The 15,487-nt window shown below is 64.7% G+C and carries 15 protein-coding genes; 6 read left to right on the plus strand and 9 right to left on the minus strand.

The window, feature by feature from the left end:
- The first annotated feature begins 362 nt into the window (after window positions 1-362).
- A complete protein-coding gene (gene sppA, locus P2T57_RS16395) occupies window positions 363-1,307 on the plus strand; it encodes a signal peptide peptidase SppA (RefSeq protein WP_276302123.1) in 945 nt (314 codons plus the stop codon).
- A gap of 553 nt (window positions 1,308-1,860) precedes the next feature.
- On the opposite strand, the gene P2T57_RS16400 is transcribed toward sppA, so the two are convergent.
- The 6 genes from P2T57_RS16400 to P2T57_RS16425 all read right to left on the minus strand — a co-directional run bounded on the left by P2T57_RS16400 (window position 1,861) and on the right by P2T57_RS16425 (window position 7,957).
- Window positions 1,861-2,298, minus strand: a complete 438-nt coding sequence (locus P2T57_RS16400; RefSeq protein WP_135825507.1) for a transcription elongation factor Spt5 — start codon at window positions 2,296-2,298, stop codon at window positions 1,861-1,863.
- Between the two features lie 10 nt (window positions 2,299-2,308).
- Window positions 2,309-2,476, minus strand: coding sequence for a protein translocase SEC61 complex subunit gamma (locus P2T57_RS16405; protein WP_276300299.1), 168 nt, complete (start codon window positions 2,474-2,476; stop codon window positions 2,309-2,311).
- A gap of 490 nt (window positions 2,477-2,966) precedes the next feature.
- Window positions 2,967-4,112, minus strand: a complete 1,146-nt coding sequence (ftsZ, locus tag P2T57_RS16410) for a cell division protein FtsZ (RefSeq protein ID WP_276300300.1) — start codon at window positions 4,110-4,112, stop codon at window positions 2,967-2,969.
- 98 nt (window positions 4,113-4,210) lie between these two features.
- Window positions 4,211-5,566, minus strand: coding sequence for a D-aminoacyl-tRNA deacylase (locus P2T57_RS16415; RefSeq protein WP_276300301.1), 1,356 nt, complete (start codon window positions 5,564-5,566; stop codon window positions 4,211-4,213).
- 54 nt (window positions 5,567-5,620) lie between these two features.
- Window positions 5,621-6,964, minus strand: coding sequence for a sodium/calcium exchanger protein (locus P2T57_RS16420; protein ID WP_276300302.1), 1,344 nt, complete (start codon window positions 6,962-6,964; stop codon window positions 5,621-5,623).
- Window positions 6,965-7,012: 48 nt separating this feature from the next.
- On the minus strand, window positions 7,013-7,957 hold the full coding sequence (locus P2T57_RS16425) for a calcium/sodium antiporter (protein ID WP_276300303.1): 945 nt from the start codon (window positions 7,955-7,957) through the stop codon (window positions 7,013-7,015).
- A gap of 147 nt (window positions 7,958-8,104) precedes the next feature.
- Here P2T57_RS16425 and P2T57_RS16430 point away from each other — a divergent pair, with 147 nt between their 5' ends.
- Both P2T57_RS16430 and P2T57_RS16435 read left to right on the plus strand, forming a co-directional pair.
- A complete protein-coding gene (locus P2T57_RS16430) occupies window positions 8,105-8,914 on the plus strand; it encodes a shikimate dehydrogenase (protein ID WP_276300304.1) in 810 nt (269 codons plus the stop codon).
- 27 nt (window positions 8,915-8,941) lie between these two features.
- The gene (locus P2T57_RS16435) at window positions 8,942-9,679 is read left to right on the plus strand and encodes a helix-hairpin-helix domain-containing protein (protein ID WP_276300305.1); all 738 of its coding nucleotides are present in this window, start codon (window positions 8,942-8,944) and stop codon (window positions 9,677-9,679) included.
- A 75-nt stretch (window positions 9,680-9,754) separates the two neighbouring features.
- On the opposite strand, the gene P2T57_RS16440 is transcribed toward P2T57_RS16435, so the two are convergent.
- Both P2T57_RS16440 and P2T57_RS16445 read right to left on the minus strand, forming a co-directional pair.
- Window positions 9,755-10,171, minus strand: a complete 417-nt coding sequence (locus P2T57_RS16440) for a Rieske (2Fe-2S) protein (RefSeq protein ID WP_276300306.1) — start codon at window positions 10,169-10,171, stop codon at window positions 9,755-9,757.
- 74 nt (window positions 10,172-10,245) lie between these two features.
- Window positions 10,246-10,539: a transcriptional regulator gene (locus P2T57_RS16445; protein WP_276300307.1), complete on the minus strand. Its 294-nt coding sequence runs from the start codon at window positions 10,537-10,539 to the stop codon at window positions 10,246-10,248.
- A 231-nt stretch (window positions 10,540-10,770) separates the two neighbouring features.
- Here P2T57_RS16445 and P2T57_RS16450 point away from each other — a divergent pair, with 231 nt between their 5' ends.
- The 3 genes from P2T57_RS16450 (at window position 10,771) to P2T57_RS16460 (ending at window position 13,970) form a co-directional block, all read left to right on the plus strand.
- Window positions 10,771-12,399 (plus strand): bacterio-opsin activator domain-containing protein, encoded by a 1,629-nt coding sequence (locus P2T57_RS16450; protein ID WP_276300308.1) that lies wholly within the window; start codon window positions 10,771-10,773, stop codon window positions 12,397-12,399.
- Window positions 12,400-12,458: 59 nt separating this feature from the next.
- Window positions 12,459-12,854 carry a DUF7344 domain-containing protein gene (locus P2T57_RS16455; RefSeq protein WP_276300309.1) on the plus strand — a complete coding sequence of 132 codons (396 nt, stop codon included), beginning with the start codon at window positions 12,459-12,461 and terminating at the stop codon, window positions 12,852-12,854.
- A gap of 147 nt (window positions 12,855-13,001) precedes the next feature.
- On the plus strand, window positions 13,002-13,970 hold the full coding sequence (locus P2T57_RS16460; RefSeq protein WP_276300310.1) for a nucleotidyltransferase family protein: 969 nt from the start codon (window positions 13,002-13,004) through the stop codon (window positions 13,968-13,970).
- A gap of 84 nt (window positions 13,971-14,054) precedes the next feature.
- On the opposite strand, the gene P2T57_RS16465 is transcribed toward P2T57_RS16460, so the two are convergent.
- Entirely contained in the window at window positions 14,055-15,080 is a 1,026-nt protein-coding gene (locus tag P2T57_RS16465; protein ID WP_276300311.1) for an SH3 domain-containing protein, read from the minus strand.
- Window positions 15,081-15,487: the final 407 nt, after the last annotated feature.

Raw genomic sequence — 15,487 nt, forward strand, 5'->3', positions numbered from 1 at the left:
CGATGGCTTGGAAGACGCGGGTTGTCTTCCGGTGCGGAGAGCGCCGATATGTCGCTCAGCGACCGCCGGAGGACAAACCGCGTCCTCCGAGGTCACACTCACTTCGTTCGCGTGACCGCGACCGGGCGGGGGCTTCGAGAGAACATCACGACACCGATTCTGCGGTTCGTGTCCACCTTCCCCTCGACAAGTCGAAGCAATCTGTTTCAGCGTAGGCGAAGGCTTAACGGCGTACACGCCTTCAATCGGTGGTATGCGATTCATCGAGGTGAGGAGCCGTGGCCGGTAGCTCACGGCTCGCGCAGGTCGCACAGTTCTTCTCGATTCTGGTCGGCGTCGCGGTGGCGGTCGCGCTGGGGTGGATGCTGTTCGTGGTGATTCCCGACGGCAACCTCGCGCGACTGCTCGGCGTCGTGCTGGCGGTCCTCGCGGGCGTCGTCGGAGCGCGGGCGGCCGGAGGTGTGGCCTCCTCGCGGTTCGCCGGCTACGACGTGGCCGAGGTCGCCGTCGAGGGGCCGATTACTCGTGATGGCGGCGGGGGTGGGTTCCCTCCTCGGCCCGGCGGGTCCTCGGCCGACGACATCGTGGAGCAAATCGAGCGCGCCGACGAGGACCAAAGCGCCCAAGCCCTCCTGCTGAAACTCAACACGCCCGGCGGGCAGGTCGTGCCCAGCGACGACATCCGAATCGCGGCCGAGCGCTTCGACGGCCCGACGGTCGCCTACGCCACCGACACCTGCGCCAGCGGCGGCTACTGGATAGCCAGCGGGTGTGACACCATCTACGCCCGCGACGGGAGCATCGTCGGCTCAATCGGTGTCATCGGCTCGCGGGTCAACGCCGCGGAGGCCGCCGACAAACTCGGCTTGGAGTACGAGCGCCTGACAGCGGGCAAGTACAAGGACGCGGGCAACTCGCTCAAGGGGATGTCCGAGGACGAGCGCGAGTATCTGCAGGGCCTCATCGACGGCTACTACGACGAGTTCGTGGACCGCGTGACCGACGGCCGGGACCTCAGCGACGAGCAGGTCCGGGACACCGAGGCCAAGGTGTATCTGGGCGAGGAGGCCGCCGCAATCGGACTGGTGGACGAACTCGGGACCAAACGCGACGTGAAAGACCGTCTCGCCGGGGACCTCGGCGTCGAGGAGGTCACGGTCGAGGAGTTCGCCCCCGAGCGGAACCTGATGGAGCGCGTTCGCGGTGGCTCGCAGGCGGTGGCCTACGCCCTCGGCGCTGGAGTCGCCAGCGCGTTCACGAGCGACGACGGCGGGAGCGTGGAGGGCGTGGAGTTCAAGCTTCGGTAATGTAATTCGTTGCTTAGGAAACTACATTGTTTTCTAAGAGTAGTTATAGAATTGTTTAGCGGATTTTACAACCTCAAAACGGCGCGCGCTGGCGTCTTGCCGAGCGTAGCGAGGCAAGGCTCGTGGGAGCTTGTCTCCCACGGCGCGGCGTTCATGCCGCGCCGAACCGCGCGAGGTCGTCGGGAGCGTAGTCGTTCGAAAATCGAAGATTTTCGTGATCACGAGAGCGTCGCTCTCGGACGACGACCGACTGCTCGGCAGACGCGGTTTGTCTGCCGGTGGATGAGTAGCGCAGGCCATCGGCCGAGGCTAGCGAGACGCGGAGCGTCTCGCTGATCTGCGAACGTGGTTCGCAGACAACACAGTCGGTTGGGGAGGGTGTGGCCCGCGGTAGCGGGGCGGTAGACGCCTCGGCTTCGGCAATAGCTAGCTTCTGCTGAACAACTGTCCCGTAACTCGCTTCGGCGGAGCAACGTACCCCGATACGAAGCAAACCCCACACCAGCGACTCACTACCACCGACAAAAACGCCAAAAACAGCCGCGTCAGCCAGTTACCGTTCTTCGGAGTCCAGCACCCGAATCTGGTCCCCACGAACCGTCACCGGAATCGGGACCGTGGCCTCGTAGAGTTCGACCGTCACTTGGTCCTTGCCCTCGTCGATGCGCTGAACCTGCGCTTTCTCGCCCTTGAACGGCCCGGCGATGAGTTCCACGATGTCCCCCTCGGCGATGCCCTCCACGTCCGGCGTCGGCGACAGGAAGTGTTCGACTTCCGAGATGTCGCTCTTGCCCGGCACCATACTCCGAGCGTGGGGAATCTCCTCCAGAACGCGGGTGATAACCGCGTCGTTGTCGGCCTCGACCATGACGTAACTCGTCAGCGAGTCGGGGGCGAGGACCGCGTGAATCTCTGGCTCCTCGCGGTTGATAATCATGTCTGCGACGGTGCGCTCCTGACTCGCGGTCGTCTTGACTGCGTACATTCCCATTTTGCGTCACCTACGTTGGGATGAAACTCATGATGGCGAAGATGATAAAGCCGAGCAGGCCGACGAGGATGATTCCCGCACCCGCAATCTTCGAAATCTTCGAGAACTCCTCCCACGAGGGCGTGCTGGCGAGCTTCAGCACTCGAACGTACGACGAGAGGTCTAGCTTGACATCCATGTTATCGGGGCTTAGAGACCGTCCTTTTTCTATCTATTGCTATGCGCTCGGTGGTTTGGGTGGGTGTCGGGTATCTGTCGGACCTTCTGGTTGAGTGGCCATGAGCGCAAACCGCGGAGTCAGGGTGGTGACGTTTTATTGAAGCCCCGCCCGGTCGCGGTCACGCGGTTTGTCCTCCGGCGGTCGCTGAGCGACATATCTGCGCCTCTCCGCACCGCCCGGCGCAGATAGGGGTCGCTCAGACGACTAAATTGGACGCGACCGGGCGGCCCCTTCATCCCACCCTATCGATTGGTCGGCCGAGCGTTCGCTGGTGGGTTGTGTCACCGAGCGCGTCCCGGCGGTTGGTCCACCGAGCGCACTCAGCCATGCTGGTCGCTCCCGAGCAATTTGGGATAGCCATCGCTACCGAACCGGCGAACGAGGGGAGAGGGCGGGGCAGGGCGGGCCGAGGAGGCCGAGGAGGCCGAACGACTCCGAGCGGAGCGGACTACTCCACGTAGTCGATGTCTTGCAGTCGCTTGTTGGCCTTGGCCTGCTGGGCCTCGTTTCTGCCGTAAATCTGGGGCGACTCGACGCCGGTCACGACTATCATCGTGCGCATCTCGCCGTCGAGTTCCTCGTCGATGGAGGTCCCCCAGATGATGCGGGCGTCGGGGTCGATGCGGTCGTAGATTTCTTCGACCACGCCTTCGGCCTCCTCGATGGACATGTCGTTACCACCGGTGACGTTGACCAGCGCGGAGTTCGCGCCGGAGATGTCCACGTCCAGCAGGGGCGACCGGAGCGCGGACTTGACCGAATCTTGGGCCTTGGCGTCCGAATCGCTCTCGCCGAGGCCAATCATCGCCACGCCGCCCTTCTCCATGACGGTGCGAACGTCGGCGAAGTCCAGATTGACCAGACCGGGCTTGGTGATGAGTTCCGTGATGCCCTTGACCGAGCGCATCAGCACCTCGTCGGCGACCTTGAACGCCTGTCGGACCGGAAGCTTGCCCACCGAGTCGAGCAGGCGGTCGTTGGGCACGACGATAACCGTGTCAGAAACGTCGCGCAGGCGCTCCAGACCGGCCTCGGCGTTGGTCCGGCGGACCTCGCCCTCCGCGGTGAAGGGCGTGGTGACGATGGAGATAGTCAGCGCGCCGGACTCGCGGGCGGCCTTGGCGACCACCGGGGCCGAACCGGTGCCGGTGCCACCGCCGAGTCCGGCGGTGACGAACACCATGTCCGAACCTTGGATGGCGTCGTAGATTTCTTCCTGACTTTCGAGGGCGGCCTCCTCGCCGACCTGCGGGAGCGAGCCAGCACCCCGGCCTTGGGTCTTCTGCTCGCCCATCAGAATCTTGGTGTCGGCCTCGATTTCCACGAGGTGCTGTACGTCGGTGTTGGCCGCCACGAGTTTCGCGCCGTGGATACCCTCCTCGGCCATGCGGTTGACGGTGTTACCGCCGGCACCGCCGCAACCGACCACCGTGATGTCGGTCTGGAGGTCTTGGAGAACGTCTTTGAGTTCCTCGTCGGTCATCGTGCCCGACGCGTTCGCGGCCTGCGACTTCGCCCCAGTCCCCGAACTGGCCTGTCGGGAGTCCTGTCCCCCCTCGGCTTCCTCGATGGCGTCTTCGACTAGCGAGTCCATGCTGAAGTTGGCTTGAGAACGGAGCTTAATTATCTTTCCCCTCTATGTCGGACGAATGTCTGACATTCGGTGTCATTTACCACGTCAGGCGGTCGAAATTACCAGTCGAACCGCAGAACTTCCTCGGACTGAACGGTTTCGGGGTCGATTTCGTCGCCGCCGACCGTGACCGACTGGCCCGCCGAGAGCTTTCCGAACGCCGGTCCCTCCTCGATTCCGAGCGTCCGGGCCTTCTCGGGGTCGAACGTGGTCGTTCGGGCGACGATTTCGCCGTCGTCGCGCGCCACCGAATCGTACTTCTCGCCCAGCAGGTCGGCCAACTCTGCGACTAGCGCCTCGCGGTCGCTCGGTCCGCGGACCACAGCCCGGCCTCCGGCGCGGGTGCCACTCTGTTCGGTCTCGAACGCAATCGTGTGGGCCGAAACGATTTCGCGGGTCTCGTCGGCGTCGATGCCTTGGGTCTCCACCAGCAGTTCGTCGGGCAGGTCGATGCACTCGTACTCGCCGGAATCGTTCTCGTACCCTGCCGCGAGGCCCCCGAAGCGCAGGCCCTCCGAAATCCCCGAGAGGTCGGATTCGAGACGCTCGACCAGTTCGAGGGGAATCCCGGTCGTCTCGCGGACCCACGTCTCGCCCACCACGTCGTAGCCCAGTTCTCGAATCACGCGCTTCAGTTCGGGGTACTCGCCCTCCACGACGGCGCGCTCGGCGCGACTCTCCTCGAAGGCCCGCCGAATCACCTCGCGGTTCTGTTCGGGCGACCCCATCGCGTCCAGCACCCAGTCGGCCGCGATGTGACCGACCGCCCAGTCGGTCTCGCGCTCGATTCGGGTGAACCGCGGGACGTAGTGGCCCCCGCCGAAGCCGACGATTTGGCGCTCCCGGTGCGGAGCGACCCCCGCCAAGTCCAGAATGCCCCGAGCGACTGCTCGCGCCCCCTCCGGGTCGTCCCACTCCGATTCGTCGCTCCCCAGTTCGGCGAACAGCGAGGGGACCCCGACCTCCGAGGGACCGTGGTGGGTACACTCCATGCCGACCTCGTAGGATTCGGGGGCGTACTCCTCGAAGGCGTCGAGGAGTCGAGCGTGAGCGTTCGGGCAAGTTTCGGCGAGGCCGCCCTCGGTGCCGCCGTACTCGGCCGGGCCGAAGTTCCCCGTGAAGTGGGCCGTCAACAGGGGGCCGGTGTCCCCGGAGTGGCGAGAGGCGAACACGAGCAGGTCCGGGTCTTCGGGGTGGCCGGTCGAATCCCGGAACGGTTCGGCTGTCTCCTCGATTTCGAGGTGGAGCGCGTCGAACTCCCGGAGTTCGAAGCCCTCGCGGGTGTAGACCGTGCCGCCGCCCTCGGCGTCCGGTCGGGAGTCGTCCTCGTGGGTCTCCCAGTCGGCGAGGTCCAGCAGGTGGTCGCCGATGTGAACCGAGGCCGAGTCGGCGTCGCTGACGACGATGGCAATCACGCTCGAAACTACGGCGCGACCGGAAGAAAAGCGCGTCGAATGGGTCGGGTACCCTCAGTCAGCGTGTTCGGGGCGGCCCGACTGGCCGCCCATGGCGTCCCGAGCGTTCGAGACGGTTCGGCCGAACAGCGCGCGGACCTCGCCGCGACGCTGGACGAACAGAATTGCGCCGAGGACGAGGTAGACGACGGTGTAGGCGTACAGGATGAGGAGGCTGATTTCGTGGGCCTGTGCGTCTGCCATGGTCTGGATGACGTAGAACTCCGCGATAATCTGGCTGGCGAACAGCACCAGCAGACCGATTGCCTCCCGGACGCTAATTTCGAAGTTGGTCAGGATGGCGATGGCGAAGAAGCTCTGGGCCGCGGTAATCCAGATTTCGGCCCGCTGTTTCTCGTCGAAGGGAAGCGCGCCGATGTCGCCCGCGGCGATGCTGTAGACGACCGCGAGCGTCCCGATGAGGAGCGTCCACTGATTGAGCTTCGAGGAGATGAGCGCGTTGAACCCGGCGGTCGAGCGCGCCTTGTTGACGAGGTAGGCGACCACGATGAGTTCCGGCGACTCGGACGCCAGCGGCGCAATCCACTGAATCATGAAGAACGCGGGGATGCCGATGGACTGCCCGAGCGCTTCGAGACCGTGAGCGAAGGGATGGACCGCGGAGTAAATCATGAAGCCCGAGTAGCCGAACAGAAAGAGGATGGAGGCGATGCGCGGCCCCTTCGAGTACGACTGGAAGTAAGCCGGGACGCCGACTTGCTCCTCGGTCTCCTCGACGTCGCCCCGGATGATGATGGCGATGTAGGTCATGTAGAGACCGACGAGGACGACGGTATCGACCATGCCGATGCCGCCGCCGAACGGGACGAAGAACGCGAACGCGGTCGCCGCCAGCAGGAAGGCGATTTCGGTGGCGATGTCGCGGTCGAGTTCGACGTTCCCCTTGAGGAATCCGGACTCCTTGTTGACCGCGGGGTCTCGGGCGCTCCCTGCGCGGTAGACGGTGAACAGCGCGATGGCCGACCAGCCCAGACCGATGAGGATGCGGTTCGCGCCGGTCATGTTGGCGACCGCGAGGTTCGCGGCCTCGGCACCGCGCGGCGTCCCGGCGTTCGCACCGGCAGTCCACGCGTACAGCGCGTCAACTGCGTACTCCGGTGCGACTGCGAGGACCGCGAGGACGGCCAGCGCGAAGGCGCGGGGAACGTCCTCCTCGGCGGTCTCGGCGGCCCACGCGAGCATGAAGGATGCACCGAGGACTGCGACACCACTCACGGCGACCGTCTGCAAGTGACCGAGTGAGTGTGTGCTATCCGTCGCCCAGATGAACAGCCACGGAAGCGTGAGCGCCATCGTCACGGCAACCGCGGAGAGAGGATGTCGTAAACGACCGAACATTCTATCGGGGAGTAGCTCACCCCGAAAAGTAGGTCTTGCGTTATGTGATTACGGGAATAGGAGGTAGATGAACCCGAAGTAGCCACTCAGAAGCACGAGGCCGCTCCGCCGCGACAGCTGTCGGCCGTAGGCCATCAGCCCGATTGCGCCGACCGTGAAGCCGATCATCATCGGGAAGTGGAAGGTCTGAACGTCGGTGTTCACTGAAAGCGGGTTCACCACCGCGAGGAGGCCGATGACCGCGAGGATATTGTAGATGTTCGAACCGACGACGTTGCCGATGCTGAAGCCCGACTCGTCGCGGATGGAACTCACGAGCGAAGTCGCAAGCTCCGGGAGCGACGTGCCGAACGCGATGATGGTGATGCCGATAAAGAGGTCGCCGAATCCGAACGCTCGGAGGAGACCGGTCCCGCCCTGTACGAGACCGAACGAACCGCCGAGGAGGCAGAGGCCTGCACCGACGAGCAGACCGATTTCGCGCACGCTCGCCGACCCGTCCTCGTCCTCGACCTGCATCTCGTCGGGGACGACTGTTTCGTCCGCGGTCCGAGATTTGTACAGCAGGTAGCCGGTGAACACCGCCAGTAGTGCGAGCATCCCGGCACCGTCCATCTGGCCGAGTCTCCCGTCGCTCCCGAGGACGACGAGCAGTACCGCCGCCACGAACATGAACGGACCGTGCCGCCACAGGAGTTTGGAGTTGACCGACAGGGGTTGGACGAGCGCGGACGCTCCCAAGACGAGACCGATATTGGCGATGTTCGAACCGATGATGTTGCCCAGTCCGATGTCGCTGGAGATGCCGATGCCCCCGATGAGACTGACGAACAACTCGGGTGCGGTCGTCGAGAACGCGACGATGGTGACGCCGACCGTCGCGGGCGCGATTCCGTACCCGATGGCCAGCGACGAGGCGCTACTCACGAGCAGTTCCGCACCGAGGTACAACAGAAGGATACCGCCGACGAGGTACAATACGTCAGCTGACACGAGCACGCTTCCGATGGCTTTGAGCGACAACATTGTTTCCTATTGCGGTCCGAACCGGACCATCGGTATAAATACTTGGATTAAGGTACTCGGTTTACGCACCGACCGAACGCAGTAATTAACTCGGTCGCCGACCTCTCGCCCGACATGCAGGTGTTCGGACTCCTCGGCAACCCCGTCGGCCACTCGCTGTCGCCGCCGATGCACGAGGCGGGATACGACGAACTCGGACTGGACGCCCGGTACGTCACCTTCGAACCGGACCGCGACGACCTCGGTTCTGCAATCGAGGGCGCGGACTCGCTCGGTATCTCGGGGCTGAACGTGACGATTCCGTTCAAAGAGGAGGCCCTCGATTACGTCGAACCGGACGACCTCGCAGTCCGAATCGGCGCGGTCAACACCATCGACTTCTCGGGCGACGGCGATAGCCTCCCGACCGGCCACAACACCGACGCTGGCGGCGTACGTCGCTCGTTCGCCCACCACGACGTGACCCTCGCGGGGAAAGATGCGGTGGTCGTCGGCGCTGGCGGGGCGGCCCGCGCTGTGGGGTTCGCGCTGGCCGACGCCGGGGCCGAGGTCCACGTCGCCAACCGGACGGTAGAGCGCGCCGAGCAACTCGCAGACGACCTGTCGGGGGCGACCGCCGGAGGCCTCGAATCGCTCGAAACGCGGGTCTCGGACGCCGACGTGCTGGTCAACGCGACCAGCGTCGGCATGGAGGAGGACGCCTCACCGGTTCCGGCCGACGCGCTCCACGCCGACCTCGCGGTGCTGGACGCGGTGTACCGACCGCTGGAGACGCGACTCCTCCGGGAGGCGGGCGAGCGCGGCGCGACCACCATCGACGGCGCATGGATGCTATTGTATCAGGGAGTGGAAGCTTTCGAGCGCTGGACTGGTCGAGACGCCCCCGTGAGCGCGATGAACAGGGCGCTTCGGGCACGGCTTTAAGTGGCGCGGCCGTCTACTGTCGCGCAAATGGGACTGCTCACTAAGCTGAAGTCGTTGCTTGGTCTCGATGACGACCGCTCGCAGGTGCGCCGCGGAGAGTCCGGCGTGACCATCGAGCGCGAACCCGACGCGTCGGCCCAACCGGATGCGGAAACCGAGAGCGCCGTCAAAGGCGTCGATACCGGTACGGAGGAGTCCTTCGACAGCGAAGCGACCCAATCCGACGAGCGAGCAGACGCCGAGGAACCGACCGAAGCCGAGACCCCGGAACCCGAATCGGCTACCGAACCTGAACAGGCCACCGAAACCGACCCGGCCACAGAAACCGAATCGACTGCGGAGGACGAGTCAACCGACGACGAGGCGGCCGAAACCGGCATCACCACCGAAGACGTGACGACTGCCCCCGAGGCCGAGAGCGTCGAGGAACAGCGCGACGAGGCGGCCGAACCCGCCGAGGCCGCCGGTCCGTCGATGGACGCCGCCGAACCCTCCCAGAGCGCGGGCGACGAACCCGAACCGACGCCCGAGGAGACCGACGACGAGACGCCCGAACCCGACGAGGCCGCCGAGGAACCCGTCGGCGAGGGCGAACCCCTCGAAGACGTGAAGGGCATCGGTCCGGCCTACGCCGAGCGCCTGCGGGACGCCGGGGTCGGCGACATCGCCGAACTGGCCCGCGCCGACGCCGACCAACTCGCCGACGAGACCGGTCTCTCGGCCAAGCGCATCTCGACGTGGATAGACCGGGCCGACGCGCGGTAAGCGGTCGAAGCTTCGACCGCCGACCACGGCGAACGCCCCAGCGAGAGAGACACCCGAAACGACCGGGCGAGTCGGTCAGAACTCGATGTTCGACTTCGAGGACAAATCGGTCGGGTCCGTCTCGATGCCGCCCTCGCCGACGAACTCGTAGTCGTCGGCGGTGAGGTAGACCGCGCCGTCTCGGACCTCGGTCTCGACCGGGTTCAGGTAGGCCCCTTCGCAGGGACCGTGCGTACAGCGACCGGTGTCGTCCGCAAAGAGCGCACCGTGGTTCGCACAGACCAGTTCGCCGTTCCGCTTTGGCGCACCCGACCCCTTGTCGAGGCGGATGTGTTGGAAGTGCATGCACCGGTTAATCCAGCCAGTGACCTCTCCGTCCAACCGGGTGAGGATGGCCTCGTCTTCCTCGCCCTCCTCGTCCCGAACGGTGAACAGAAACGTCGTGTCGTCGGGGACGTTCTCGACGGCGGTGATGCGTTGTCCGGGTTCCATTACCTCGGTGTAGGGCGAGGCCCGCAAATTGCCTTTTCGATAGAATCGCGGTGTCGTCCCCGAGGCGACTCGTCCTATCCGATTCTGAACGCGGGTTCCTCGACGGACTCGCTCTTGCACTCGGGGCACCGCGAGGGGCGATTCGCCGGGTCGTCGAAGTCGTCGAACCCGCAGTCGCTACATTCGGGAGGAGCGACCAGCAACTGTTCGTCGTCGCCCGCCGAAATCGACTGGGCGACGTGGCGAACGTGGTCGATGGCGGCGCTCGCGGTCACGTCGAACTCCGTCGCCAGCGCGCTCGGCGAGGCGGTGGTCTCGCGGAGGTGGGAGGCGATGCGCTCGCGGGTAGTCTCGTCGGCCTCGCGCATACTCTCCCGTCGCCACTCGGAGGACATAACCCTTTCCCGGACGCGAATCCGGGAGGGAAATAATTATCTATATTTTAGAAATGTTTTCAATTTTCTTGGACAGGGAGAGTGGGTCTAAACCCGGTAGACGGTTCGGGGACACGACCGATTTTGGCGCGGTCCGCGATTGAAACGACCGAAATAGCCCCGAGATTTATGTGTTTTCGGTGACTTTTCTCTGGCGGACTTCCCATGGACGACCTCGACGCGACAGACCGCGACTCCGAGTACGTGCGACGCTTAGAGGCGGCCGTCGAGACCACCGCCGACGCCATCTTGGTCAAGGACACCGAGGGGCGGTATCAGTTCGCCAACGGGGCGACCGGGACGCTCCTCGACTACGACCCCGAGGAGGTCGTCGGGAGGACCGACGACGAGGTATTCGGCCCGGAGGCCGCCGGGCGACTCTGCGAACACGAGACCGCGGTCCTCGAAACCGAGACCGAGCGCACCTTCGAGGTCGTCCTCCCGGTCGAGGACGACGAGCAGGTCTTCGAGGCGACCTGCTCGCCGTACTACGACGCCGACGGGGGCCTCGCGGGCACGGTGTGCGTCTATCGGAACGTCACCGACCAGCGGGTCCGCGAGCGGCGGTTGGAGAACCAGCGCGACGAGTTGGAGACCCTCGACCGAATCAACGAGGTCGCCCAAGAGGTCGTCCGGACGCTTATCGGCGAACCGACCCGCGACGAGATAGCGCAAGCGGTCTGTGACCACCTCGTGAAGACCGAACTCTATCAGGTCGCGTGGGTCGGCGAACCCAGTCCGAACGGGTCGAAGATGACGAACGTCGTCGGCGCGGGACTGGACGACCAGACCCGCGACCTCATCGACAGCATCGACGCCAGCGAGGACAGCATCGAACCGGTTCCGCGGGCCTACTACGACGGCGAGACCCACGTCGTCCAGAGCGTCCCCGACGACGACTCGCTCCCCGAACAGCGCAGAGAGGACATCCTTGAACGCGGCGACCGGTCGGGCATCGCGGTGCCGATACGCTACGGCGACACGACCTACGGCGTCCTCTCGGTCGGCTCGGACCGCCTCTCGGCGTTCAGCGACCGCGAGACCGACGCCTTCGAGGTGCTGGGCGAGGTCATCGGCTTCGCCATCGGCGCGGTCAAACACCGGCGGCTCGCGCTCTCGGACGCCGTGGTCGAACTCAAGTTCCGGTTGACCGACACCGAGTCGTTCTACGTCGCCGTCACCGACGAGCTAGGCTGTCGGCTCGCGCTCGAAGGCATGGCGGCGGGACCGGACGGGAACCTGCTGTTCTACGACACCGTGGCGGGTGCCGACACCGAGGAGGTCCTCGACTACGCCGACGAGTGGGACAACGTTGAGGACGCACGCCTCGTCAGCGACCGAGACGACGAGTCGCTGGTCGAGTTCACGATGTCCGGGTCGTCGCTGGTGGTGACGCTCTCGGAGTACGGCGCGAAGACCAAGAGTGCGACGAGCGAGGACGGCGAGTCAACCATCGTCGCCGAACTCCCCGCCGACGCCGACGTGCGGAGCGTGGTCGAGCGCGTCCAGACCAAGTTCCCCGACGTGGAACTCGTCGCCAAGCGCGAACAGGACCGGCAGGTCCGAACGACTCGGGACTTCCGGCAGGACTTCGACGAGCGACTCACCGACGCCCAGCGGACCGCGCTGAGGGCGGCCTACTTCGCTGGCTACTACGAGTGGCCCCGCGACAGTACCGCCGAGGAGGTGGCCGACGCGCTCGGGGTCTCGTCGCCCACCTTCCACCAGCACATCCGCAAGGCCCAGCGAGAACTCCTCGGGGCCTTCTTCGACTGGGATGGCGACCGACCCTAGCTGTTTAGGTCCACTGTTCTTTACTGTCCGGTCGAAAGTATCCGCCGGCGCGCCGCAACATGAGTAAGGAACACGCACCGACGGGAGAGGAGGGGGCAACGACGGACGGCGGGCCGTCCGTTTCCGACGAGCAAGCGGCCACAGGCACTGAACTCGACAGGCTTTTCGAGGTCCTCGCGGACGGCCACCGGCGTCGAGTCCTCGCCTATCTCGCCGACACCGACGACGGTGTTGCGGCGTTTTCGGACCTCGTTGAACACGTCGCCGACGACTCGGCCGGGGAATCGACCGACAACGAGCGACTCGCAGTCAGTCTTCATCACACCCACTTGCCGAAACTCGCGGACGCGAACGTCGTGGAATACGACCCTCGAAGCGAGGTCGTCCGCTACCGCGGCGACGGCCTCGTCACCGATTGGGTGGAACTAGCACGGTCTCACGAGACCGGCGAGTAAGCAGACCCCAGTGGTGGCTACCGACTCGATTCTGACTGCCGACTCGATTCCGACTGCTGACTCGGGTTTCGAGGCCGACTCCGCTCCCGATTTCCCCCGACTTGAGAAATGAAAAAGGACTTACCGTGGCGGGTCGAGTCTCAGTCTATGAAGGCAGTCGTTCTCGCGGGAGGCTATGCGACGCGACTCTGGCCGATTACGAAGCACCGACCCAAGATGTTTCTGCCGGTCGGCGATTCGACCGTCATCGACCAGATTTTCGCCGAACTGGAGGCCGACGACCGAGTTGACGAGGTGTACGTCTCGACCAACGAGCGTTTCGCCGAGGACTTCCGGGACCACCTCGCCGAGAGCGAATTCGACAAGCCGAAACTCACCGTCGAGGACACCACCGAGGAGGACGAGAAGTTCGGCGTGGTCGGGGCGCTTGCCCAGTTGTTCGACCGCGAAAACATCTCCGAGGACACCCTCGTCATCGCCGGCGACAACCTCATCAGTTTCGGCATCAGCGACTTCATCGACTTCTTCCAAGCCAAGGATTCGCCGACGCTGGCCGCCTACGACGTGGGAAGCAGAGAACGCGCCAAATCCTACGGACTGGTCGAACTCGACGGCGACGAGGTGGTGGACTTCCAAGAGAAGCCAGACGACCCCAAGAGTACGCTGGTCTCCATCGCCTGCTACGCCTTTACCGCTGAGAACATCCCGCTGTTCGACAAGTACCTCGAAAACGGCAACAACCCCGACGAACCGGGTTGGTTCGTCCAGTGGCTTCAGGACCGCGACTCGGTGTACAGTTACACCTTCGACGAGGCGTGGTTCGACATCGGCACCCCCGAGAGCTACCTCGAAGCGGTCGGGTGGAAACTCGACGGCGAGAACCAAATCGCCGATTCCGCCAGCGTCGAGAACACCACGGTCGGCGAGAACGTCCACATCATGCCGGGTGCGGAAGTCGTCAACTCCAGCGTCAACAACTCCATCGTCTTCCCGAACACGACGATTCGGGACTGTGACATCCGCAACTCCATCATCGACGAGAAGACCACCGTCGAGAACATGGACCTCGCGGGTGCCCTCATCGGGGCACACACCCAGATTCTGAACGGCGATTAACGACGACCGTTTCCTGCGCTCGGTCGGTCGCTCCGTTTCCTCGCTCGCTTGCAAAACGTCGATGAAAAGACCGCAACTTCTCGCCTAGATTGCGCCGTCGCCCCACGACCGGTAGAACTTGTAGTAGGCCTGCCGAGCGCCGACCACGTAGGACCGACACAGCGTCTCGGACCAACTCGGACAGTAGTTACGCTGGTCGAGACCCGGCGTCCACTCTAGTCCGCCACCACAGGCGCATCCGGAGGTGCTTTCTCCCTCCATCGGCATGCTTCGGGGCGAGTAGAAGTGGGTCGCGCCGCAAGAGGGGTCGGGTTCCGAGCAGGTCAGGATGCGTCCCGCGAGGTCGTGAATCTCGCTGGTCGGGTCCTGATTGTGGGCGTAGGCGTCCCACTCGTCGGTGACGGCGGTGGTGCCGTTGCGGTCCATCCGGTTGAGGACCGTGTAGCCCACGGCCCGTTGCTCGGTCGTGTTGCCGATGGAGGCCTCGGACATGATGACCTTGGCGAGCGCCCACTGGTTGTCGAGGTTGTCCCACGCGGAGTTACAACCGTAGAGCATGCCCTCCTCGAGCGACTTCGCGGCGACCCACCCGTCGTAGTCGGTGTGGAAGTCTACCTTCCACCACTCGTAGCCGTCGCTCCACTTCGGCCCGGCGACGAGGGTGCCCCAGTCGCCCGGTTCGGTCGTGCCGGCCTTGCTCGCGCTGGTGGTCGGATTGTCCCGGATGGCGGCGTACTCGGTGGCGTGAACCGCGTCGTAGCGGCAGAACTTGGTGGTCCACTCCTTGCCCGACGAGAGCCATCCGTCGCCTTTCGCGCACCACCCGGTCGCGGTGCCGTCGTAGCGGTCGTCGTCGAACTCGACGTACCACCACTCGTAGCCGTCGGCGTAGGCCGGGCCGTCCTTGACCGTGCCGCGCATCCCGGCGGGTTCGGTGTCGAGGACGGTGTAGCCGGTGCCAGCGCCGTCTCGGACGTTCAAAGCGGTCGTGGTGTGGACGACCTCGCCGAGTTGGAAGGTCGCCGCACTCGCGGTACTCGCGCCGAGGACGGACGCTCCGCCCGCGGCGACGCCTGCCTTTTTCAGGAAGTCGCGTCGTGAATCTCGCATCTACAGTTTCGGCCACGAAACCCGCGTAAATAAATTCCACGGCTAAAGAATAGAAATAATTGCCTGCGCGAATCTCGGGAAGCTTCCCGGCGCGCGGGAGTGTCTGCGCGAACGAAGCTGAGCGCAGGCTCGGAAGACGTGGTTTGTCTTCCGGCGCGCGCAGAACTGCGCGCACTCCTCGTGCGAGGGACGAACGACTGAGTGACTGAAAGGAGCGAAGGAGTGAGGAGGTTGGGGAGGGTGTGATTCGCGGTTGCGGTGTCATGACGAGCGAAGCGAGTCACGACTCGTCAGAGCGAAGCTCTGACGGTGCTGTGCGGGGCGGTAGACGGCGATGCTCAAGCCTGAAGCTAGCTTCCCTGACCCTTCACCGACTGCTGACGCACGCAGAGAACGCGACCGCCGAC

It is taken from the genome of Halorussus lipolyticus (assembly GCF_029338375.1).
In the GTDB taxonomy this organism is placed as follows: domain Archaea; phylum Halobacteriota; class Halobacteria; order Halobacteriales; family Haladaptataceae; genus Halorussus; species Halorussus lipolyticus.